Source organism: Nocardia brasiliensis ATCC 700358 (assembly GCF_000250675.2).
In the GTDB taxonomy this organism is placed as follows: Bacteria; Actinomycetota; Actinomycetes; order Mycobacteriales; family Mycobacteriaceae; genus Nocardia; species Nocardia brasiliensis_B.
The window spans coordinates 9,079,996-9,101,806 of record NC_018681.1 but is presented as its reverse complement, the minus strand read 5'-3'; the positions used below and the strand labels follow the sequence as shown (position 1 = coordinate 9,101,806).

Here is a 21,811-nt window from a genome sequence, read left to right as displayed (position 1 = left end):
GCGATTCGAGTCGCATTTCGCTGTAATAATTCAACGATTTAATAGCTACTAGCAGGCAACTTTCGTGTTACAGCTTTAATTCGGTTGCTGACGATCGGTCACATTCGTTCTTGCGGTGGGGCTGATCTGTGTGTTTACCTGCACGTCACCTACTGTGCTAGCGGTATCCGGTGATGAAACGTGCGTTTTGTCACCGCGCGACGAACACGCAGCTACTGAAAAGACATCTCTTCGCTCAACGAATTGTTCGACTCGAGCAAGCAGAGAGGAAGGCTGAACAGCTGATGCGAATCGGTATGGCGCTGCGCGCCACCGCGCTGGCCCTGACGGCCGCGGTGGGTCTCGGACTCGCCGCCGCGGCCCCGGCGGGGGCGGCCGGTGACCTGGACCGCTACCTGGATCTACCGCTGGTGAATCGGGACGCGGCGAGCGGACCCGGCGGAGTCAACCCGGAACTGCCCTACGACGCAGCCGAATTGCGCGGCCTGCTCGACGAGGCGCGGGCCCAGGGTGTCGCGCCGACCCGGTACGCCGCGCTGCTCTATCAGTATTGGCTCGTCGACGTGACCGGCAAAGCGGGCATCGACCTGAGGTCCTGGGATCCGCGCGCGGGCGTGGAAGCCAACCGCGCCAACCTGATCAAGTCCTATCGCTACTACGAAGACCTGCAGCTGAACCATCGTGAGCTGCAATGGGCGGGCATGGGTGGCCAGGTCGGCGCCGACTTCGGCGGCGGGCTGGTCGATTTCGAGCTGATGGGCAACATCTACAGCCTGCCCGGCCTGTCCGAATCCGCGCGCGGCATCCTGGCCGCGGTCGAGCAGGCCGCGGGACCGCAAGCGGTGGCGCAACTTCCGAGCGGCCTGCGCGCACTCGCCGCGGCCGGTCCGCAGATCACCCCGGCGGACCTGCATTACCTCATCGGGATGATCCTGGTGATGCAGAAGAACATATTCTCGGATCTGATGCCGATGCACGACGCGTACGTCACCGAGGGGCTACCGGCGCTGGAAGAGTTCCACGCGGCCGGGCTGTTCGACGGCGACGTGCTGGGCGCCTGGCGGGACGTGGCCTCCGGCGACCAGGATCGGATCGCCGCGGGCAACGCGGCACTGCTGCGTCGCGAACAGTATTGGGCCATCCGCGATCAGTGGGACGAGACGCGCAACTACAAGGGTGTGGTCGGCGAAGCGATCACCTACGTCAGCGGCGCGGCGGGATCGCCGTCGGTCGCGGGTGTCGCGCCACCTCGGGAATTCCACCCCGTGCGCATCCCGGTCACGATGGCCGACGGACGTCCAGGGTTGTTGACTTTGCCGCTGCCGGACTGGAATTGGTCGGAATTCGACGCGCGATGGGATTACATCACCACCGAGTTGCTGCCCAAGTACAAGTTCCAGGTCGAGAACAACTGGCCCGCGCTGGAAGCCGTGATGCGCACCCCCTACGAGGTGCAGATGGAATCGCATCGTCCGCTGTTCAACATCCCGCAGCTGCTGGACTCGGCGGCGCGGCAGCTCCAGGTGACCCCGACCGAGACGATGGCGGTGCGCTGAGATGAAACGATTGACCGTGGCCGTCGCGACGGCCGCCGCCCTGTTGCTGTCCGCCGCAACCGCGGCGGCCGAACAGGGCCCGCAGGGCACGCCCGGACTGGACAAGGTCTTCAACGGCTTCGTCGTCGGGCAGATCCAAAACGCCCAACCGGTTCCACCGGACCAGGCGTTCCAGGCGCTGCTCGCCAACGACCCGTTCTACGAGGAACCGCCGCTGACCGGCGCCGAGCAGCCGGGCACGCTGCTCAAGGCGAAGAAGGTCGACGTGATGTTCCTCGGCATCACCCCGCCCGATATCGAGGCGTACAAGCTGATGTACGTGACCACCGGCATCGACGGCGTCACCCCGATGATCAGCACCGGCATCCTGATGATCCCGAATCACGGTGTGCCGGTGGGGGAGAAGAAGGTCGTCTCCTACCAGGAGGCCAACGACAGCGTCGGCTGGTCCTGCCACCCCAGTACGCAGTGGACCGGCGGTGATCCGCTGGACGGCTCGTCGTGGTCGGCGCTCGGTCCGCTGGCGTTGATGTTCGACAAGGGTTACGCGGTGATGATCTCCGACGTGGGCAACGACGGAGATCGCAAGCCGCACGGGGTCTTCGCGGGCAAGTTCGCCGCGCACGCCCAACTCGACGGCGTCCGTGCGGCTTTGGGCTACCAGGAAGCCGGATTGAATCCGAAGGCGCCGATTTCGCTGTTCGGCATCGCGGGCGGCGGGGTCGGGGCGGCGTTCTCCGCCGAGTTGCAGCCGACCTACGCGCCCGAACTCGACGTGAAAACCGCTGTGCTGGAAGGCATGGTCGTCAACCCGCGCAACTTCATGCGGGTCGCCGACGGTTCGGTGGGGTCGGGTTTCGCGCTGGCGACCCTGCTCGGACTGGAGCCCGCGTACCCGGAGATGCGGGTGAACGAGAAGCTGAACCCGGCGGGTGTCGCGCTGGCCGACGCGTTCCGCACGCAGTGCCAGACGCCCGCGTACTTCGGGCTGCCCTTCCTGCCGCTCAACACGCTGTTCAACTCGGGGCTCAGCCCCGCCGACGAGCCCGCGTTCCAGCACGCGTTCGAGGAGAACATCCTCGGCCGTGCCGGAACGCCGAAGGCCAAGGTGGCCATCACCTCCTGTGCCGCCGACGACTCACCCATGTCGCTCGTGCCGGCCAAGGACTCGCGGGAACTGGCCGACATCTATCGGGCGGGTGGCGCCGACGTCGTCTACCAGCCGACCGATTGCAGCATGACCCGGATGCTCACCGACATCTACGGCTGGGGCACCGACCTGTTCGGCATGCAGACAATCGACTGGATCGACCGTAATTTCGACTGAAAAGGACTGACCGCCATGGCATTTCTCTACGGACTCAACTATCTGTTCTGGTACGGCCCGCTGGCGGTCGCCAAGCTGATGGCCCAGGCCGCCGGCTTCTGATCCCCGTGCCGACGGCCGCGGCGCCCGCACCCGCGGGGCCGCGGCCGTCGGTCACTTTCCGGGCAGCTCGTTGTGCCCGCCGAAGGCTTTGCGCATGGCCGAGAGCATCTTGTCCGCGTACAGCGATTCCCCGCGCGAGGAGAACCGCTGGAACACCGCGGCGGCGAGCACCGGCGCGGGCACCCCGGTGTCGATCGCGGCGTCCAGGGTCCACCGGCCCTCGCCGGAATCGGAGACCCGCCCGCTGTAGGAATCCAGGTTCGGGTCGGCGTACAGCGCGCTCGCGGTGAGATCCAGCAACCACGAGGCGACCACCGAACCGCGCCGCCACACCTCGGTGACCTCGGGAATGTCGAGGTCGTACCGGTAGTGCTCGGGATGCTCGAGCGGAGTCTCCTCGGCCGAGAACTCGCCGGCGTGCGTCGCGCCGAAGTCGGCCTTGTGCAAGATGTTCAGACCCTCGGCGTAGGCCGCCATCGCGCCGTACTCGATGCCGTTGTGCACCATCTTCACAAAATGACCCGCGCCCGCCGGACCGCAGTGCAGGTAGCCCTGCTCGGCCGGGGACGGCTCCCCGGTCCGTCCCGGCGTCCGCTCGGCCGCCTCGACGCCCGGTGCGATGGAGCGCAACAGCGGATCCAGGTATCGCACCGGCTCCGGCTCACCGCCGATCATCAGGCAGAAGCCGCGGGTGAGTCCGAAGACACCGCCCGAGGTGCCGATGTCCACGTAGTGGATGCCCTTCGGGGTCAGCCGCTCGGCCCGGGCGATGTCCTCGTGATAGCGGCTGTTACCACCGTCGATGATGATGTCGCCGGGCTCGAGCAGTTCGGCGACCTGATCGATGACCGCGCCGGTGGCGCCCGCCGGGATCATCACCCACACCACCCGCGGTGTCTGCAGCGCCTGCACGAATTCCGTGAGGTCGGTGCTGCCCCGGAAGTCGTCGCCGAGTTCCTGCCGCAGTTCATCGATGGCCTTGGGGCGACGTTCGTAGCCGACCGCGGTGTGCCCGTCCTTGACGATGCGGCGCACGATGTTGGCGCCCATCCGACCGAGGCCGATCATTCCCAGCTGCATTCCATCTCCCTCGTGTATGCGACGCCGGACGTCCGTCCGGACGCTCTGCGAGCCCTGGTGGCGAGAGGTCGTCCCCGATTGTCTCGCGCCGGTGCGAATCGAATTTGCCCGGCTGTGTAACGCATGGTGCGCCGTACCGATAATCAGATCGGCTCCGCGTAGTTGCCAGACCCCCGACCCGGCAACTGCGCGGGGCCCTTTGCGTGTGTCACCCGGCGCTTTGCGGGCGGTTAGCTGCACTTCGGTGCTCGCCTGACGTCGTCGGGACGGCGCACTATCGTTGGCGGGTGACTCGCACCGGGCGGGTCCCGAAGACACCCGAACGGGGAGGACGGTTCGTGACGAGCCAGCCGAGCACCGGACGCCGCGGCCGACAAGCAGGCGGCGAGGTCGGCCTACGCCAGCTGCTCGAGTCGGCCCAGGCGAATGGCGCGAACAGGGCTCCGGGGGAAGCGCCGGGCGGGTCGACCCCGGCCCCCGGCCCGTCGAACCCCGCGCCTGACCGGTCGAACCCGGTCGCGTACGAATCGAACCCCGCGCCGTACGGGTCGAACCCCGCCGCCTACGGGTCGGACCCGGCCCAGTACGGCTCGGATCCGGTCCGGTACGACTCGAATCAGGCTCCGTACGAGTCGAACCCGACACAGTACGGATCGAATCCTTCCCAGTACGACTCGAATCCGCCCCAGCACGGGTCGAATCTGCCCCAGCACGAGGCGAACCCGCCCCGGTACGGATCGAATCATGCTCCGTACGAATCGAATCCGGCTTATGCCGCGAACCCGGCTCCGGGAAGGGCGAATTCCGCACCGTATGAGCCGAATCGGGCCCCGGAGTGGGTCAGCGACTCGGCCCCCACCGAACCCCTGCGGGTCACCACCCCCGCGGCGAACACGCACCGCGCCAGGCCCGCCGAGCCGCGCCCGCCGGGGCGACGTCCGATCTCCGGACCGCCGCCGAAGCGATTCGACCGCACCACGATCCGGCGCGCCGGCATCGCGGTCGGCGCCGTGTTCGCCGTGGTCGGCATCGCCTACGGGGTCGACCTGGCGCTGTCCTCCGGTGAGGTGCCGCGCGGCACGGTCGTCGCGGGCATCGATGTCGGCGGCATGGCCACCGCGGCGGCGGACGAGCGGCTGCGCGCCGAACTCGGTCCGCGCATCGAGCGCGAGCTGCCGTTGCGCATCGGCGACGTACAGACCCGGATGATCCCGAGCGCCGCGGGCCTGTCGGTCGACTGGGACCGCACCTGGGCGCGGGTCGGCGGTCAGCCGCTCAATCCGGTCACCCGGTTCACCTCGCTGTTCAGCGCTCGCGATGTCGCGGTCGTCAGCGTGGTCGACGACGCGGCACTGGATCGTCAGCTGGACGCGTTGCGCGTGCACGATCGTCCGTCGGTCGAGGGCACCATCGCCTTCGACAAGGCCAGACCCGTCGCCGTCGCCCCGGTGCCGGGGCGCGTGCTCGATATCGCCGCCGCGCGCCAGGATCTCATCGACGAGTGGATCAGCGGTCTCACGGTGGATCTGCCGGTGCACCCCGCGCCGTTGAACGTGCGACCGGAAGCGGTCGACCTCGCCTTGCGTACCGTCGCCGAGCCCGCGGTGCGCGCGCCGATCACCTTCGCGGGCAAGGGCGCGGCCGCCAAGCTCGACCCGGAGCAGATCGCGACGACGCTGGCGTTCGCACCCGACGGCAACGGCGGACTGGCGCTCACCGTGGATCAAAACATCGCGGTCGGTTTGCTGGCGCCGCAGCTGGCGGCCACCGAGGTGGAGGCGAAAGACGCCACCTTCGCGCTGACCGGCGGCAAGCCCACCGTGGTGCCCGCCGTGATCGGCGACAAGATCAACTGGCCGAAGACGCTGGAGCAGTACACGGCGCTGCTGACCGCGCCGGGCGAGCGCACCGCGCAAGCCGTCTACGAAAAGGTCGAGCCGAAGCTGACCACCGAGGCGGCACAGGGTCTGGGCATCGTCGAGACCATGGGTTCGTTCACCACCAACGGTTTCAGCGGCCCCTCCGGGGTGAACATCCGGGTGGTCGCCAAGAAGGTCAACGGCGCCGTCGTGAAACCGGGAGATACCTTCTCGCTCAACGATTTCACCGGACCGCGCGGTGCCGCGGAAGGCTATGTGGAGTCCGGCATCATCGACCACGGCAGGCCCGCCACCGCCGTCGGCGGCGGCATCAGCCAGTTCGCCACCACCCTCTACAACGCCGCCTATTTCGCGGGCATGGAGGACGCGGGCCACACCGAGCACAGCTACTACATCTCCCGGTATCCGGCGGCGCGGGAGGCGACCGTGTTCGACGGCGCGATCGATCTGCGCTTCCGCAACAACACTCCGACCGGCGTCTTCATCGAGGCGCTCGCCACGGATTCCGAAGTGACGGTTCGGCTCTGGGGCACCAAGACGCTGAACGTCGAATCGGTCACCGGCGAGAAGAGCAAGCCGACCGAGCCGTCCACCATCAAGCTTCCGAAGGGCAAGGACTGCATCGCCTCCGAGGGCGCCCCGGGCTTCACCATTTCCGACACCCGGATCATCACCGATCGCCGCACCGGCAAAGAGGTCTCCCGCGCGACCCGCACCGTCAAATACGACCCCATCCCCGTGGTGAAGTGCGAGTAACGCCAGCTCAGCGAGTCCTGCACGCAAACATTTTGTGATGTGAATCACTGAAATCGGGCTGTTTCGTCGCGGTGCGCAGCGATCGATCAGTTACCGGCGATCGCGGTGTCGCCCTTCGAATCAGCATGCTGCGCAGCGACATTCGGCTCGGCACCGCATTCGGCGTGGCGACCGATAATGTTACGCCCGCCGGATATGCAATGAATCACAGAATTGCGGTCGGATTGCTGTATGTCGGTCGCGGCACGGGTTGCTGAACATTTAAATGAGCCGTTTCGGTGCCTGGTTGTTGTCCATTTGCCCTGGGCTTCGTCATGTGGGCCGGCTATTGCATTCTTTGTCCTGCGGTTTCGGGTGCGAAAAATTGGTGCCCCTGGCTTCCTTGCCGGTGAAAATGGGGTCGTACCAGGCGAGTTGGTGGCACGACGTCGTTCTGTCGTGGTGTTTGAGTAGTGCAATCAAAGGGCTAATCGTGACCGAATTCCGCGATGACTGAATGGTCGCTGGCCGAGTTTATGCGTGATAGAACTGCTTTCGGCCGAACCGTTCGGGTTATCGGTCGAGAAAGAAATCGGTAAAGGAAGAAGTTACATGAGCAAAACACGAGTGTTCGGTGTCGTCCTGGCCGCGGCGGCCGGTCTGATCATCGCCGGGTCGGGCATGGCCGGTGCGGCGCCGGGTCTCCCGTTGGAGACCGGCGCGGCGCAGCCGGTGGTCGCTCCGGGTGAGCCCGATCCGACCGGTACCGGCTCGAGCAAGGCCATCGCCGACATCGTCAAGCAGCTGTCGAGCGGCTCGGGCAAGGGCACGCCCGCTACGTAGGTCAGCGATCGGCCCGCCTGAGGGTGGGATGGGGCGGCGGGGCGTCCTGAATTCTGCGCAGCGGTCCGGAGCGATCCGGGCCGCTGCGGCTGTGTGCGCGGTGCGGCCCACGAACTGCTCACATCGGTCGGCGGGCGGATCTCACGCATCGTTTGCTGATGGTTCACGATGCGGCGCGGCAGACCGGACAAACCCGTCTTCCCTACACGATTCCACGCTGCCGATCGTGTCCGCGCCCTTGGCTGAAGTGACAAATAATCCGCTGACCAGCAATGATGTTTGCCAAATGCGCCATTCGCCGAGGTATCGGCCGTATGCGCCGCCGCGCCGGACGCAATACACTTGCCTGGTAGCTGGTGGGATTTCTCGACCGATCCCGCGCTCGTCGCAAGCACACGGTACGGATTCCTCTGCACTAGGCGGTGACGGTGGCCCACAGCGGCGCGATGTTCAGAGCTTGGTGGCGGGATCCGGCCGACTATGCCTGGCTCGCGCGGGCGCTGGACTCCTACACGGCGGTGGCCTGGCTGAAGGTGGTCGTCGGCACGGGCGGCGTCTTGCTGACGGGCATCGCCCTGCTGGCGATGTCTTCCGACGGTGGCCCGCCGAACGACTTCGGCCTCGCGATCGACTGGACCATCGCCGGGTTCGCGGTGTTCTGGGCGCTGCGCTGGTGGCTGCTGCCGTGGCCGTCCCGGGTCGAATCGCTGGTGCTGTTCGGGGCGGCGGACGTCGCGATCACCGTCGCCAACCTGCAGGAATCCAATCGGCTCTACGGGGCGCTCGGCCTGACCCTGCTGGTGCTCACCGGCGGCTACCTGGCGGTGATGCACAACGCGAAAGTGCTTGCGCTGCATGCGGCGTGGACGGTGTTCTCGGTGGTGCTGCTGACCGGCCGGATGGTGGCGGGCGGCGGCGATCCGATGATCGGCGCGGCGATCGTGCTGATGACCGCGGCCTGCGGCGTCGTGCTGATGCCCGCGATGCAGTTCTGCTTCTGGGTGTTGCGTCAGGACGCGGTCCGCGACCCCTTGACCACGCTGTTGAATCGGCGCGGACTGGAGTTGTACCTGGCGGCGCTGGCGGGCTCGGGTTGTCGCAGGCCGGTCTATGCGATCGCGCTCGACCTCGATCGGTTCAAGGACATCAACGATCGCTTCGGTCACGCGGTCGGCGACGAGGTGCTGGTGCGGACGGCGCAGCGCCTGCGTGCCGCGCTGTGCGCACCGTTCGTGGTGGCGCGCACCGGCGGAGAAGAGTTCGTGATCTTCGGTCAGATCGCGGAGCGGACCGCGCAGGCCGAGGCCGAACGGATACGACTGGCCGTCTCCGAACCGCAGGTTGTGGGCACGGATGCGGGGGAGCCGCCGGAAACGATCTCGGTGACCGCCAGCCTCGGAGTCGTGGTCTACGAGGGCGCCTGCGATCCCGCGCTGCCCTATTCGATGCTGCGGCGGGCCGATGACCTGATGTACCGCGCGAAACAACTCGGCGGGAACCTGGTCGTCACCGACGAACTCGTCGCGTCCGCCGCCCCCTGAGACCAGACGACGAAAAAGCGGCCCGGATCGCTCCGGGCCGCTTTCGTTGTTCGGTGGATCAGAACGCCGCTTCGTCCAGCTCCATGATGTCGTTGTCCAGGTTGGCCAGCACGGCGCGGGTGGCCGTCAGCTCCGGCAGCATGTTGCGGGCGAAGAACTGCGCGACGCCCACCTTGCCCTGGTAGAACGACTCGTCGGCACCGGTGGCGCCGTTGTCGAGCGCCTGGATGGCGATCTCGGCCTGACGCAGCAGCTGCCAGCCGATCAGCAGGTCGCCGACGGCGAGCAGGAAGCGCACCGAACCGAGGCCGACCTTGTACAGCTCGGACGGGTTCTCCTGGGCGCCCATCAGGTGGCCGGTGAGCGTGGCGGCCATGGCCTGCACGTCCTCCAGCGCGGTGGCGAGCAGCTTGCGCTCACCCTTGAGCCGGCCGTTGCCGGCCTCCGAGTCGATGAACTTCTGCACCTGGCCGGCCACGTGCGCCAGCGCGACGCCGCGGTCCCGGGCGATCTTGCGGAAGAAGAAGTCCTGCGCCTGGATGGCAGTGGTGCCCTCGTACAGCGAGTCGATCTTGGCGTCCCGGATGTACTGCTCGATCGGGTAGTCCTGCAGGAAGCCGGAGCCGCCGAAGGTCTGCAGCGATTCGGTCAGGTACTGGTAGGCGCGCTCGGAACCGACACCCTTGACGATCGGCAGCAGCAGATCGTTGACGCGGAACGCGACATCGGCGTCCGCACCCGAAACCTGCTGGGCGATATCGGCATCCTGGTGCGCCGCGGTGTAGAGGTAGATCGCGCGCAGGCCCTCGGCGTAGGCCTTCTGGCTGGCCAGCGAGCGGCGCACGTCGGGGTGGTGGGTGATGGTCACGCGGGGCGCGGCCTTGTCGGTCATCTGGGTGAGGTCGGCACCCTGGACGCGCTCCTTGGCGTAGTCGCGAGCGTTCAGGTAGCCGGTCGACAGGGTCGCGATGGCCTTGGTGCCCACCATCATGCGCGCGTTCTCGATCACGTCGAACATCTGCGCGATGCCGTTGTGCACCTCGCCGACGAGCCAGCCCTTGGCCGGAATGCCGTGGCCGCCGAAGGTCAGCTCGCAGGTGGCCGAGACCTTCAGGCCCATCTTGTGCTCGACACCGGTGACGAAGGCGCCGTTGCGGTCGCCGAGTTCACCGGTCTCGTGGTCGAAGTGGAACTTCGGTACGAAGAACAGCGACAGTCCCTTGGTGCCCGGGCCCGCGCCCTCGGGACGAGCCAGCACCAGGTGGATGGTGTTCTCGAACATGTCGTCGGCGTCGGCCGAGGTGATGAAGCGCTTCACACCCTCGATGTGCCAGCTGCCGTCTTCCTGCTTGATCGCCTTGGTGCGACCGGCGCCGACGTCGGAGCCCGCGTCGGGCTCGGTGAGCACCATGGTGGCGCCCCAGTCGCGATCGATCGCGATCTTGGCCCACTTCTTCTGCTCGTCGGTGCCGTTGTTGTGGAAGATGGTGTTGAAGCCGGGGCCCGCGGCGTACATGTACACGGCCGGGTTCGCGCCGAGGATCAGCTCGCTGATCGCCCAGTGCACGGTGCGCGGGACGCCGAGTCCGCCGAGCTCCTCGGGCAGGCCGAGCTTCTCCCAGCCGCCTTCCTGCATCGCGCGGAAGGACTTCTTGAACGACTCGGGGATCGCGATGGTGTGCGTTTCCGGATCGAACACCGGCGGGTTGCGGTCGGCGTCGGCGAACGAGTCCGCGAGCGGGCCTTCGGCCAGGCGGCGGACCTCGTTCAGCATCTCCTTGACCGTGTCGCCGTCCAGGTCGCCGTAGGCGCCGCTGTCGAGGATGGAGCCGAGACCGAGGACCTCGAAGAGGTTGAACTCCAGGTCGCGGACGTTGCTCTTGTAGTGACCCATGTCGGTTACTCACTCTCCGTTGAGTTGGTGCGGTCGGTTGGTTAGCCGTTCCCGCCCGTTTGTCGCTCTACCGGTGACCGGCTTTCCGCATGCTACTCGCGGGTAACTTACGGACCATATTACCGACCAGTAATGGGCAGGCAAAGGCTCGAGCGGGCAATGTGACGCGGAAAACAGCGACGCGCGGCGGCGGCGATCGGACCGGTGCTCCGGTTACGGTGAGCTGTGCGCATCGAGACGAGTGCCGGACCGGCCGAGATCGAGCTCGACCGGCCGCGCAAACCGACCTTCCTGCTGCTGCTCACGCACGGTTCCGGCGGTGGCGTCGACGCGAAGGACCTGCTGGCGGTGCGCGACCGTGCGGTCGCACTCGGCGGTGCCGTCGCCAGAGTGGTGCAGCCCTACCGGGTCGCCGGGCGCAGGGCGCCGGGATCCGCCGAGAAGCAGGACGAGGCGTGGCTCGAGATCGTCGCGGCGTTGCGCCGCAAGGTCAAGGGAGTGCCGCTCATCCAGGGCGGGCGCAGCAATGGTGCGCGGGTGGCGTGCCGGACGGCGGTCGCGGTCTCGGCGCGCGGTGTGCTCGCGCTGTCGTTTCCGCTGCATCCGCCGGGCAAGCCGGAGAAGACCCGGCGCACGGAGCTGTTGGCCGCCGCTCCCGTCGAGGTGGTGGTCATCAACGGGAGCAGCGATCCGTTCGGCATCCCGGACCCGGCCGATGCCGCGGAGGTCCGGGTGCTCGCGGGTCAACCGCATTCGTTCCGCACCGGATTCGATGTCATCGCCGACACGGTCACGCCGTGGCTGCGGCGGTGGAGCGAGTAGTCCGGCGCGGCTGCGGGATCAGAGGCAGTATTTGGCGCCGTAGGACAGCGACTGCACCAGGCAGGCCAGCGACGCGGCGTCGCTCGAACCGGGCGAGACCCCGATCTCCGCGTTGCCGACCGGCGTCACCTGGCTGGGCTCGGCCGGTTCCAGCGGCAGCCCGGGTGCCGCGTTCGCCACACCGGCCCCCGCGCCCAGCGTGAGCGCAACGGCGGCAATGATTTTCAGTGGGACACGGCGCATCGGACAACTCCTGTGAGACGGATCGGATCTCCGCCACGCTAGCCAGTGCCCCGCGTCGTGGCACGCCCCCGATTCCGGTGGCCGTGATTCGGACGGCACACCGCTCGTGTCTGCGCTATCCCCCGGTGGCGGCAGCGCGAAAGCGCTTGTAGGCCTGGGGAACTAGCCCCGGAGCCCGATGTGGTACGGCCCGCCTGACTTTACCGTTCACAGCATGCAGAGTGCCCTGATCGGCCGCCTGGAGCGCATCGCGCCGACGGTCCGCAAGCCGTTCATCCGACGCGTGACGCTGGTCGCGTTCCTCGTCCTCGCCTGCGTCGCCGTGGGTTCGGGCCCCGCGAGCGCCGACGTCGCGCCGATTCGCGAGGACGTCGCGTTTCAGAGTCACGGGGTGACCTTGCGGGGCACGGTGTTCGTACCGCCTGCCGCGGCCGGCGCCAAGCGTCCCGGCATCGTGCTCGTGCACGGCGCGGGTCCCGGCCCACGGGACAAATACCTGCCCGAGGCGGAAGCCTTCGCGCGGGCGGGCATCGTCACGCTGGCCTTCGACAAGCGGACCGCGGGTTACTCCCTGATCGAGCGGGATTTCGGCCTGCTCGCCGATGACGTGCTCGCCGGTCTCGCGGTACTGCGTGCGCGCGCCGACGTGGACCCGGCGCGAACCGGGCTGTGGGCGCTCAGCGAGGGTGCATGGGTGGCGCCGCTGGCCGCGTCGCGGTCGCCGGATGTCGCGTTCCTGGTGACCATCGGCGGCTCCGCCTTCGATCCGCTGCGCACCCAGACCTGGAACCTCGGCAATCAACTACGCCACCAAGGGATTTCAGGTGGCCTCGCCGAGGCCATCGCCGGACCGGGCGCGCAGCTCATGGCGGATGCCGGGCTGTTCCCGGAGGCGGGATACGAGCCGGTCCCGGTGCTGGAGCGGTCACGGCTGCCGGTCCTGGCGCTGTGGGGCGTGCACGACACGGTGACCCCGCCGGCGGAGAGTGCGGCGGTCTTCCAGCAGGCGCTCGCGCGGGCGGGCAACCAGCACGCGACCATTCGCTTCGTACCGAAAGCGGGGCACACCGGGCATCGGAGCACCGACGGCTTCGACAAGGTCGGTGGGCAGATCTTCGACGGCAAACCACTCGGCGCGCTCGATCCGGGCTATACCGACGTGATGACTTCGTGGGTCTGGTCGGTCGCCCGCGGGGCCGCGCCGCTGTCCAGCGCCGAACCTGTTCCGCCGCAGGTGGATACGAGTCGCGAGCCGTCGTCCGGGGCCTGGTACGACACCGCGGTGGTGCGGTACGGCGCGTTGGCCCCGCTGTTGGTCGGCTTCCTCGGCTACCCGGTACTGGCCTGGGCCGGGCGACGCCGCGCGCCGGACGGTCGCGCCGTGCGTGCGCCGGCCCGTTGGTTGTCCGCGACCGGCTTGTTCGCGGTGATCGGCACGCTGACCTACGTCGTGTCGTGCTTCGCCACCGGTGTTCAGGGCGCGTCGGCATTTCTCGCGGGTCGCAGCCTGCCTTGGCTGGTGCTCCAAACCTTTTCGGCAGTAGCACTTTTCAGTCTGATCGCGACCGTGCTCGTCTGGTGGCGGACGCGACGCCGGGTGGTCGGCGTCGATCGGGTCCGGCTCGCGCTGCTGGTGCTCGCCGGAATCGTGTTCATCCCTTGGGCGCTGAGCTGGGGCTTGTACTCGCTGTGACGGTTCAGTCGGCGGGCTCGAGTGCGGGCTCGGCAGGCCGGGTCGCGATGACGAGCGCGTCGATGGCGTCGCGTCCTTCGGTCGGGCGTAAGACGCGGTCGGCCAGACGGATTCGGAGGCGGTGGTCGTCGATGGCGGGTGCGAGGTCGGCGACCACATCGTCCGGCGTGAACAGGACGTCCGGGTCTTTCGGGCCGCCGTATCCGTCGGTGAGGTTGGTGGTGTCGTGGCCGAGAACGAGCAGGGTGCCCTCGGGCGCGAGCAGGTCGGCCGCGTGCCGCAGCACGGTGCGCCGCTGGTCGGCGGGCAGGTGCAGGAAGACCATCAGGACGAGTTCGAACGGGCCCGGGACCTCGAGTTCGGTCACGTCGGCGCATTCCCAGGTGATCCGGCTGCGCACCGAGCGGGACAGCCGGGTCGCGATGGTGCGGCCCTTGTCCACCCCGACCTGGGAATAGTCTACGGCGTAGACCTGCCAGCCGTGCGTGGCGAGCCAGAGCGAATTACGCCCTTCCCCGCAGGCAAGGTCCAGGGCGCGGGGCAGCTCCGGGACCTGGCCGTCGCCGTCGGGCACGAGCGGGGTGCGCCGCTCCAGCCCGAAGACGTGTTCCACCACGGTGCTGTTCGGTGGCGCGCCCCAGACCAAATCGGATTGGGCATAGCGCTCGTCCCACTCGGTCGCATCCATGATCGCGAGTCTATTGACGAGCGCGGCTACCTCGCGATCTCGGTATCCGGCAACCAGTGCACGGGCGTGGTCTCGCGCACGTGCACCAGCACGTCGAAGGCCCCGGCGAGCGAAGGCACGGTGATGTTCGCCTCGTCATCCTCGGCCGGGTCGTAGACACCGCTGATCACGCGCAGCTTCGCCGGAGCCTCACGCCACGCGTCGACCGCGCTAGGTGCGTCCGCGCGCAGGTCGAGGTAGTGGCCGGGCAGCTCGACCGCGCCGAGTGCCGCGTCCACCAGATCGGGCCGCGGCTCGGGCGCGCGATGTGCGCCGAGGTCACCGTGCCCGAAACCGAGCGCGACCGAGGCGTAGCCGTCACCGAACTCCGCGCGCAGATAGCTGCCGACGCTACGGAATTCGGCGCTGCCCACGCCGAGCGGGCGCGCCGCGGTGTGGGCGATGCCGTCCCAGTAGACGATCTTGGCGCCGGTGGCGCGCTGCTGTTCGATCACCCGCATACCCGCGGGGCGTTCGTCGCGCGCGAACCCGCCCTGTCCGGCGACGCTCTGCTCGTGGAATTCCACGATCAACCGGGCGCGCCGCCGGGCTTCGACGTATTCGGCTGCGACAGGTGAGGTTTCGAACAACTCGAAGGCGGCGCGCGCGTGCTCGGCGAACGGGCGGCCGGGGTGGGTGCCGAGATGACGCTGGACATGCTCGTCCACCTGATGCGCGGTGCGGATCGGGGCCAGCTGGGCGTCGATGGCGGCCACCTGGTCAGGGGCCACGCGGCGCACGTAATCCAGCACGACGTCGTAGTCCGCCGGCTCGGCCCGCGGCGGTTCGATGCCGAAGATCCGCACCTGATCGTCGGGGTTCGCTTTGTTGTAAGCGCGGATCCATTCCAGTGCCGCAACGGTTTCCGCGGTGCGCCACGGCCGCCATGACCCGGCGAGCACCGTTTCGGGAGCCCCCGCGCCCGCCCGCACGTACGCGTCCCACCGTTCGCCGGAGCGGGCGCTGTCCTGAATCGCCAAGGCGCGGAACCCGTATCGCTGCACCAGCGCGCGGAAGATCCGTTCCTGGAGCCCGTAGATCTGCCGGGAGAATCGGGTCGATTCGCCGAGCCCGACCACCGTGGCCGCGCCGAGCCGGTCGAGCAGCGCGGTGAGATCGGGACCGGTGTAGCCGGGCGCGGTGTCGCTGATCGGACGGGCGTTGGCGGCGAGCCAGTCCCGCACGATCGGCCACTCGGGCACGGCGGGTGCGCTGGTTCCCATGGTTCCTCCTGAACAGACGACGATCCGACGCGGTCCAGCCTCATAGGTGAAGTCGGGTTGAGGTCAAGGACCGCGCCGGATCGTGAGTGTCCGGTGGCGCGAACCGCTACAGCTGCGTGCGCATGAGCAGCACGTTGTACTGGCTGTGCACGGTCGTGAGGTAGTACAGGTCACGGCCGGTCTGATACGGGAAGATCGACGGCGCGTACGCGCTCGGCAGTTCCCTGGTGTCGATCAGCACCTCGGGCTCGCTCCACGGCCCGGTCGGCGCGGCCGCGCGGCGCAGCACCACCGAGTTGAACGGGTCGGTGGTGAGCGAGATGTACTGGCCGAGGTACGCGTTGTACATCACCGACAGCTCGCCGACGCCCCACATGATCGGTGCGGCCGCGTTCACGTCGTCGCGCCGCCACTCCTTGCCGTCCCAGTATTCGTACGCGCTGAGGTCGGTGATCTGGGCTTCCGGGACGCGCGCGACGAACGCCGCCTGGTTGCGGCCGGACGGTGTGCCGTACTCGTAGATGAACCCGCCGTCCTTCAGGAAGGCGTTCATCTGGAAGTTGCCGTTGCCGCCCTCGTCGGGTCGCCGGGTGGCGGGCAGCTCGCCCCAGGTTTCCCCGTTGTCGCCGGAGGCGGCGAGGCTGGAGAAGTTGGTGCTCCACTGCCCGACCTCGTCCCAACTCCGGACCGACATCAGGCTCATGAATTGGACATCGCCCACCGAAATGCCCGCGGTAGGAATACGGCTAATCTCCAGAAACGGAATTTTCGGGCTGGGGATCAGATCGCGCGCCTGACCGAAAACATCGCGCACGACACTGTCGAAATATATGCCGTTGACCGGGTTGGTCGTGTGGCTGCGCATCAGGATGTTGGAGCGCCACGACCACATGCTGCCGGCCAGCAGGTTGGGAAATCCGACGCCCGCGGTGTCGCCGAACGCGGTGAGCAGCTCGCCCTTGCCGTTGTCCCACATGATGCCGAGGTCGGTGCCGAGCACGTTGTAGGCCTGGGTGTTGTTCGGGCTGGCCATGCCGGTCATCTGGAACACGGCCCGGGACCGGCCGACGAGGTTGGGCAGACCGTTGCTGCCGTTGAGTACCGGAATCGGATTGATGGTGTTTGGATTGGCGGCGGCGGGGGTAATCGCTGTAGTCAGTAAGGTTGAAACACCCGCCAACGCGGTAAGCACAATGGCTACGGTTCTGTTCAAGTCTGTGCGCCCTCCGGAATCACGCCGAAAGCAATGCGAAACACAGACTTCCGCGATACACAGACCCCTCGCGGTGTGTAGCGCACCACAATTCGACTGGCTGGCAAATCTGCGGAAAATGCTAGCAGTGATCTCGTCGAAAAGGGCGGCCTCGGTCCGGAACTGCCGGGCCGGATTCAGTCGATGCCGGATTTTCCCCGGTTGACGGCCAGCCGGATGACCAGCGGCAGTTGCGTGGCCCGCTCGAGGGCGAAGGTGCGGCGGGTCGAGGCGTGCCACGCCTTGTCGAAGAGCCGCTTGGCCCCGGCGACGGCGTGCGGCGAGCGCGTCGCGATCCGGTCGGCCAGCTTCTCCGCGGCGGCGACCGGGTCCGCGGTGACCTCGGTGACCAGGCCGATCCGTTCGGCATAGGCGGCGTCGACGGTGTCCGCGGTCATCGTCAGCAGGAGTGCCTGGTCGACACCGATCAGGCGGGAGAGGGTGGCCGCGCCGGTCATGTCGGGCACCAGGCCGTGTTTGGCCTCCATCACCGAGAACTCCGAATCCGGGGTGGCGAAGCGGAAGTCGGCGGCCAGCGCGAGTTGCAGTCCACCGCCGTAGCAGCGGCCGTGCACGGCGGCGATCACCGGCACCCGCAGCCTGCGCCAGGCCCAGCAGGCTTCCTGGAAGACGTTGGTGCCGCGCCAGGGCAGTGGCACGAAGGCCCGCACGATGGACAGCGGATCGCCGGCCGCCTTCGCGATGTCGAGGCCGCTGCTGAAACTGGGGCCGTTGCCGGACAGGATCACCGCGCGCACGTCGTCGCGGCCCGCGATGGTGTGCGCGGTATCGATCAGCTCGCGCAGCATATCGATGGTCAGGCCGTTGTGCTTGTCCGGCCGGTCGAGGGAGACGTAGGCGCGATCGCCGTCGAAGCGCAGCGCGATGTGGGTGCCCATGCCCGGATCTTACCCGTGAGTCAGTTCGAAGTCAGGGGGCATTGCCCGGTCACGGCGACTCTGCTCTAATCGAACCCAGGTTACCGTCAATGCTGACGGTAACTGCGTCGCCTGCCGTGCGGGCGACGGCACGCCTGATCTGCGGAGGAACCATGCTGCCAGCGGGAATTGATCCCCGAACGCCGGTGCTCGTCGGCGCCGGGCAGGTCGTACACCGGAACGGCGAACCCGGCCTGCCGGGTCCGGTCGAGCTCGCGGCCGAATCGCTGCGCCGTGCGGGCGCCGACAGCGGCACCGGCGATCGGCTCCTGCGCGGCGCGGACCTGATTGCGGCCGCGGCCCCGGTCAGCAGGCCGTACCCGGATCTCGGCGCACTGGTCGCCGCCGAACTCGGCGCCGACCCGAAGCGGACGATGCAGTCCGTGCGCTTCGGCGGCGATGCGCCCCAGCGCCTGCTCAACACCGTCGCCCAGGCCATCGCGGACGGGCAGTCCGAGGTCGCGCTGATCACCGGCGCCGAGGCGGTGGCGGCGTGGAACAGTGCGACCCGTGCGGGCGCCACCCTGGATTGGCCGGAGCAGCCGGACGACGTGCAGCCGACCGACCTCGTCGGCTCCGATCGGGCACCCAATTCCGACATGGAAACCGCCGCCGGGATGTGGGGGCCGGTGTACTTCTACGCCCTGATGGAGACCGCGCTGCGCCATCGGCTCGGGCTCAGCGTGGAGGCGCACCGGGCCCGGATCGGCGGGCTGTGGTCGCGGCTGTCCGCCGTCGCGGCGCGCAATCCTTATGCGTGGCAACCGGAATCGCACGACGCGACCGATCTGGTGACACCGGGCGCGACCAATCGGCTGGTCTCGACGCCGTATCCGAAGCTGCTGGTCGCGAACCTGTCGGTGAATCTCGGCGCGGGCTTGATCGTGTGCAGTGCGGCCGCCGCCGACGCGGCCGGGGTGCCGCGGGAGCGCTGGGTGTTCCCGCACGGCGGGGCCACCGCCACCGACGAATGGTTCGTCACCGAGCGCGCGGACATGTCGGTGTCGCCCGCGATCGCCGCGGCGGGGCGGGCGGCGCTCGGCGCGGCCGGCATCGGCATCGAGGACGTCGCGCACATCGATCTCTACTCCTGCTTCCCGGTCGCGGTGCAGGTCGCGGCCGAGGCGCTCGGCCTGCCGATCGATGATCCGGCGCGGCCGCTCTCGGTCACCGGCGGGCTCACCTTCGCGGGCGGGCCGGGCAACAACTACAGCACGCATTCGATCGCGACCATGGTCGGCCTGCTGCGCGAGGACCCGCAGGCCTATGGCCTGGCGACCGCGCTCGGCTGGTACATCACCAAACACGGCGTCGGCGTGTACTCGGCGAAACCGCCTGCGGGACTGTTCCGTTCGCTGGAAGCCGAGGTGCCCGCTGCCCGGCGCGCCGCGGCTCCGGGGTATACCGGTCCGGCGACCGTCGAGGCCTACACCGTGGCCTACCGCAAGGGGCCTGCTCCCGCCCATCTCGACGAACCCGAGGCCGTCGTGGTGAGCGCCTTGAACCCGGCCGGTGCCCGCATACTGGTCCGGACCTCCGCCGCCGACACTGTCGCGGCGTTCACCGAGGGCGACCCACTGGGCGCCGCCGTGCAAATCACTGCCGCTGATGCGCTCACGCTCACCGAAGGGACTGCCCGATGACCGAAAAGATCTTGGTGGAGCGGCGTGACGCCGTCACCGTGCTCACCGTCAACCGCCCCGAGGCCCGCAACGCCATCGACCTCGCGACCGCGCTGGCGATCGAGTCCGCCGTCGACGCGTTCGAAGACGACCCGGCGGCGCGCGTGCTCGTGCTCACCGGCGCGGGTGGAACCTTCAGCGCCGGAATGGATCTCGTCGCCGCATCGAAGGGTGAGATGCCGATGACGCAGCGGCGCGGCCCGCTCGGCATCGCCGCGAAACCGCCGGCCAAGCCGATGATCTCGGCGGTCGAGGGGTTCGCGCTGGCCGGTGGTTTCGAACTCGCCCTCTCCGGCGACCTGATCGTCGCCGCGAGCGACGCGCAGTTCGGCATCCCGGAGGTCAAGCGCGGGCTGGTCGCCGCGGGCGGCGGCGTGCTGCGGCTGACCCAGCGGCTGCCGCGCAGCATGGCCGCCGAACTCGCGTTGACCGGTGGCCGGGTCGGTGCCGAGCGGCTGTACCAGCTCGGACTGGTCAACCGGATCACCGAGCCCGGTGGCGCGTTGGCGGTGGCGCTGGAGCTTGCGGCCGAAATCGCCGACGCGGCACCGCTGGCCGTCGCGGCGAGCAAGCGCATCATCGACGAGTCGCCCGATTGGTCGGTCGCCGAGGCCTTCGCCAAACAGGGCGAGATCGCTTTGCCCGCACTGTTTTCCAAGGACGCCGCCGAAGGCGCGCTGGCCTTCGCGCAGAAGCGTGCACCGCAGTGGCAGGGCCGCTGACCGGCGCCGGGGAACGCGTCCGGGAGACGCAGGCGCAGCGCAGGGCGCGCATGCGCACGCGGCTGCTGGACGCGGCGGTCGAGAGCCTGGTGGAAGTCGGCTACGCCGGCACCACCACGCTCGAGGTGCAGAAACGGGCGGGCGTGCCGCGCGGCACGCTGCAACACCATTTCCCGACCAAGGCCGACCTGCTGGCCGGGGCGGTCGAGCATCTGGCCGCTCGCCGATTCGACCAGCTGACAAGCGAATTCGCGGATATCCCGCCCTCGGTCGATCGGCTGGAGACCGCGGTCGAATTGACCATGCGCATGCTGAGTGGCCCGTCGTTCTGGGCCGCGCTGGAGATGTGGGTGGGCGCGCGCACCGATCCGGAGCTGCTCGCCGCGTTCCTGCCGCTGGAGCATCGGCTGTTCGAGTTGATGCACACCAGCATTCGGGACGTCTTCCGCGCGGAATTCCCCGATGACCCACGGGTGCCGACGATCACCGAATTCACCATCGAGATCATGACCGGCCTGGCCATGCGCGTGCTGCTCACCGGAGACCTCGAGGGGAATCGAATCATCCAGCACCGCTGGCGCAACGCGGTCCGCATCCTGCTCGGCGCGGCCGCGGCGGACACGCTGCTGGCACGCCCCGACCGTCAGGCGTAGACCGTGCTGCGGATCACCGCGGCGCAGGCGGCGGGATCGTCGTAGTACGGGGTGTGCCCGCTGCCGGGCAACGTGACGTGCCGGGCGTCCGGCAGGGTCGCGCGGGCCCGGCGGCTCTGGGTGGCGTAGGTGAGCAGGATGTCGCGGTTGCCCCAGGCGATGGTGACCGGAATGTCTGCCAGCGCACCGATTTCGTGCAGTCGCGCCTTATCGAACGAGGCGAGCGCCGCGGTGAAACCCGGCGCGTCGGCCGCGCCCGTCGCGGTGTCCAGCCCGACCTGTTTGCCGACCGCCCACGGCTTGCCGAAAACCAGCTGCAGGAACAGGGTGCGGCCGAGGGCCGTGCCCATCACCGCGGGCAGGGCGGGCCGCAACAGTCCCGCGAGCTGCTGTGAGCGGCCGAGGGACTGCTGGCACCAGATCCGACCGGCCTTGTCCCAGAACGCGATCGGGGAGAACGCGGTCACCGAGCGGGCCAGCCCGCGGGCACCGAGGTTCAGCGTGATCAACCCGCCCATCGAGTTCCCCGCCAGGTGTGGCCGCTCGATCCCTTGCGCGGCAAGGAATTCGGCGAGTGCGTCGGCGAGCGTGTCGACCGTGGTGGTGGTCAGCGGGGCCGAGTCGCCGAACCCCGGCAGGTCCACCGCGATCACGTCATGCGACTCGGCGAGGGTGTCGATGACCGGTTCCCACACCTGCCACCGGCTGCCGACGCCGTGCACCAGTACCAGCGGCTCGCCCGCACCCGCCCGGTGGTAATTCAACGTCGTCATCGCACTCCGCCTCTCCGCTGCGTCAACCCTAACAGCAGGCACCGGCCCTCAGTTTCTTCTCGGCAGGTCGACGGCCGATCCGCCGCGCCAACGCGGCCGCAGATTTCCTAAGCACATGGGTAACT

The 21,811-nt window shown here is 68.4% G+C and carries 18 protein-coding genes; 10 read left to right on the top strand and 8 right to left on the bottom strand.

Annotation, left to right across the window (positions count from 1 at the left end; translation table 11 throughout):
* Window positions 1-284 precede the first annotated feature (284 nt).
* A complete protein-coding gene (locus O3I_RS40760; RefSeq protein WP_014988922.1) occupies window positions 285-1,556 on the top strand; it encodes a hypothetical protein in 1,272 nt (423 codons plus the stop codon).
* A gap of 1 nt (window position 1,557) precedes the next feature.
* A complete protein-coding gene (locus O3I_RS40755; RefSeq protein ID WP_014988921.1) occupies window positions 1,558-2,883 on the top strand; it encodes a lipase family protein in 1,326 nt (441 codons plus the stop codon).
* A gap of 153 nt (window positions 2,884-3,036) precedes the next feature.
* Here O3I_RS40755 and gnd read toward each other — a convergent pair whose 3' ends face one another.
* On the bottom strand, window positions 3,037-4,065 hold the full coding sequence (gnd, locus tag O3I_RS40750; protein WP_014988920.1) for a phosphogluconate dehydrogenase (NAD(+)-dependent, decarboxylating): 1,029 nt from the start codon (window positions 4,063-4,065) through the stop codon (window positions 3,037-3,039).
* A 338-nt stretch (window positions 4,066-4,403) separates the two neighbouring features.
* On the opposite strand from gnd, the gene O3I_RS40745 reads away from it, so the two are divergent.
* The 3 genes from O3I_RS40745 to O3I_RS40735 all read left to right on the top strand — a co-directional run bounded on the left by O3I_RS40745 (window position 4,404) and on the right by O3I_RS40735 (window position 9,064).
* The gene (locus O3I_RS40745; RefSeq protein ID WP_014988919.1) at window positions 4,404-6,701 is read left to right on the top strand and encodes a VanW family protein; all 2,298 of its coding nucleotides are present in this window, start codon (window positions 4,404-4,406) and stop codon (window positions 6,699-6,701) included.
* A gap of 591 nt (window positions 6,702-7,292) precedes the next feature.
* A complete protein-coding gene (locus O3I_RS40740) occupies window positions 7,293-7,523 on the top strand; it encodes a hypothetical protein (protein WP_014988918.1) in 231 nt (76 codons plus the stop codon).
* A gap of 446 nt (window positions 7,524-7,969) precedes the next feature.
* Window positions 7,970-9,064, top strand: coding sequence for a GGDEF domain-containing protein (locus O3I_RS40735; RefSeq protein ID WP_141691845.1), 1,095 nt, complete (start codon window positions 7,970-7,972; stop codon window positions 9,062-9,064).
* Between the two features lie 58 nt (window positions 9,065-9,122).
* Here O3I_RS40735 and O3I_RS40730 read toward each other — a convergent pair whose 3' ends face one another.
* Window positions 9,123-10,958: an acyl-CoA dehydrogenase gene (locus O3I_RS40730; RefSeq protein ID WP_014988916.1), complete on the bottom strand. Its 1,836-nt coding sequence runs from the start codon at window positions 10,956-10,958 to the stop codon at window positions 9,123-9,125.
* Between the two features lie 225 nt (window positions 10,959-11,183).
* Here O3I_RS40730 and O3I_RS40725 point away from each other — a divergent pair, with 225 nt between their 5' ends.
* The gene (locus O3I_RS40725) at window positions 11,184-11,780 is read left to right on the top strand and encodes an alpha/beta family hydrolase (RefSeq protein ID WP_014988915.1); all 597 of its coding nucleotides are present in this window, start codon (window positions 11,184-11,186) and stop codon (window positions 11,778-11,780) included.
* A gap of 18 nt (window positions 11,781-11,798) precedes the next feature.
* Here O3I_RS40725 and O3I_RS40720 read toward each other — a convergent pair whose 3' ends face one another.
* Window positions 11,799-12,023, bottom strand: a complete 225-nt coding sequence (locus tag O3I_RS40720; protein WP_014988914.1) for a hypothetical protein — start codon at window positions 12,021-12,023, stop codon at window positions 11,799-11,801.
* A gap of 214 nt (window positions 12,024-12,237) precedes the next feature.
* Here O3I_RS40720 and O3I_RS40715 point away from each other — a divergent pair, with 214 nt between their 5' ends.
* A complete protein-coding gene (locus tag O3I_RS40715) occupies window positions 12,238-13,716 on the top strand; it encodes a S9 family peptidase (protein ID WP_014988913.1) in 1,479 nt (492 codons plus the stop codon).
* Window positions 13,717-13,720: 4 nt separating this feature from the next.
* Here the strand turns inward: O3I_RS40715 and O3I_RS40710 are convergent, their stop codons facing one another.
* The 4 genes from O3I_RS40710 to O3I_RS40695 form a co-directional block, all read right to left on the bottom strand.
* Complete coding sequence (locus O3I_RS40710) at window positions 13,721-14,404, bottom strand: class I SAM-dependent methyltransferase (protein WP_014988912.1); 684 nt, start codon at window positions 14,402-14,404, stop codon at window positions 13,721-13,723.
* Between the two features lie 26 nt (window positions 14,405-14,430).
* Entirely contained in the window at window positions 14,431-15,666 is a 1,236-nt protein-coding gene (locus O3I_RS40705; RefSeq protein ID WP_014988911.1) for an erythromycin esterase family protein, read from the bottom strand.
* Window positions 15,667-15,772: 106 nt separating this feature from the next.
* Window positions 15,773-16,879, bottom strand: a complete 1,107-nt coding sequence (locus O3I_RS40700) for a DUF4185 domain-containing protein (protein WP_041563185.1) — start codon at window positions 16,877-16,879, stop codon at window positions 15,773-15,775.
* 176 nt (window positions 16,880-17,055) lie between these two features.
* On the bottom strand, window positions 17,056-17,817 hold the full coding sequence (locus O3I_RS40695) for a crotonase/enoyl-CoA hydratase family protein (protein ID WP_014988909.1): 762 nt from the start codon (window positions 17,815-17,817) through the stop codon (window positions 17,056-17,058).
* A 152-nt stretch (window positions 17,818-17,969) separates the two neighbouring features.
* Here O3I_RS40695 and O3I_RS40690 point away from each other — a divergent pair, with 152 nt between their 5' ends.
* Genes O3I_RS40690 through O3I_RS40680 form a run of 3 tightly spaced genes read left to right on the top strand, consistent with a single transcriptional unit; the run spans window position 17,970 to window position 20,913 of the window.
* A complete protein-coding gene (locus O3I_RS40690; RefSeq protein WP_014988908.1) occupies window positions 17,970-19,499 on the top strand; it encodes a thiolase C-terminal domain-containing protein in 1,530 nt (509 codons plus the stop codon).
* Window positions 19,496-20,260, top strand: a complete 765-nt coding sequence (locus O3I_RS40685; RefSeq protein WP_014988907.1) for a crotonase/enoyl-CoA hydratase family protein — start codon at window positions 19,496-19,498, stop codon at window positions 20,258-20,260. The genes O3I_RS40690 and O3I_RS40685 overlap by 4 nt, the downstream gene beginning before the upstream one ends.
* A complete protein-coding gene (locus tag O3I_RS40680; RefSeq protein ID WP_014988906.1) occupies window positions 20,245-20,913 on the top strand; it encodes a TetR/AcrR family transcriptional regulator in 669 nt (222 codons plus the stop codon). Before O3I_RS40685 ends, O3I_RS40680 begins: the two co-directional genes overlap by 16 nt.
* On the opposite strand, the gene O3I_RS40675 is transcribed toward O3I_RS40680, so the two are convergent.
* On the bottom strand, window positions 20,904-21,686 hold the full coding sequence (locus O3I_RS40675) for an alpha/beta fold hydrolase (protein ID WP_014988905.1): 783 nt from the start codon (window positions 21,684-21,686) through the stop codon (window positions 20,904-20,906). The genes O3I_RS40680 and O3I_RS40675 overlap by 10 nt on opposite strands.
* Window positions 21,687-21,811 lie beyond the last annotated feature (125 nt).

Bases quoted from the DNA above. Each gene is read 5' to 3' on its own strand.
- O3I_RS40755 (WP_014988921.1), top strand. From the start codon at position 1,558: ATGAAACGATTGACCGTGGCCGTCGCGACGGCCGCCGCCCTGTTGCTG.
- O3I_RS40720 (WP_014988914.1), bottom strand. From the start codon at position 12,023: ATGCGCCGTGTCCCACTGAAAATCATTGCCGCCGTTGCGCTCACGCTG.
- O3I_RS40740 (WP_014988918.1), top strand. From the start codon at position 7,293: ATGAGCAAAACACGAGTGTTCGGTGTCGTCCTGGCCGCGGCGGCCGGT.
- O3I_RS40710 (WP_014988912.1), bottom strand. From the start codon at position 14,404: ATGGATGCGACCGAGTGGGACGAGCGCTATGCCCAATCCGATTTGGTC.
- O3I_RS40715 (WP_014988913.1), top strand. From the start codon at position 12,238: ATGCAGAGTGCCCTGATCGGCCGCCTGGAGCGCATCGCGCCGACGGTC.
- O3I_RS40735 (WP_141691845.1), top strand. From the start codon at position 7,970: ATGTTCAGAGCTTGGTGGCGGGATCCGGCCGACTATGCCTGGCTCGCG.
- O3I_RS40695 (WP_014988909.1), bottom strand. From the start codon at position 17,817: ATGGGCACCCACATCGCGCTGCGCTTCGACGGCGATCGCGCCTACGTC.
- O3I_RS40685 (WP_014988907.1), top strand. From the start codon at position 19,496: ATGACCGAAAAGATCTTGGTGGAGCGGCGTGACGCCGTCACCGTGCTC.
- O3I_RS40705 (WP_014988911.1), bottom strand. From the start codon at position 15,666: ATGGGAACCAGCGCACCCGCCGTGCCCGAGTGGCCGATCGTGCGGGAC.
- gnd (WP_014988920.1), bottom strand. From the start codon at position 4,065: ATGCAGCTGGGAATGATCGGCCTCGGTCGGATGGGCGCCAACATCGTG.
- O3I_RS40730 (WP_014988916.1), bottom strand. From the start codon at position 10,958: ATGGGTCACTACAAGAGCAACGTCCGCGACCTGGAGTTCAACCTCTTC.
- O3I_RS40690 (WP_014988908.1), top strand. From the start codon at position 17,970: ATGCTGCCAGCGGGAATTGATCCCCGAACGCCGGTGCTCGTCGGCGCC.
- O3I_RS40760 (WP_014988922.1), top strand. From the start codon at position 285: ATGCGAATCGGTATGGCGCTGCGCGCCACCGCGCTGGCCCTGACGGCC.
- O3I_RS40675 (WP_014988905.1), bottom strand. From the start codon at position 21,686: ATGACGACGTTGAATTACCACCGGGCGGGTGCGGGCGAGCCGCTGGTA.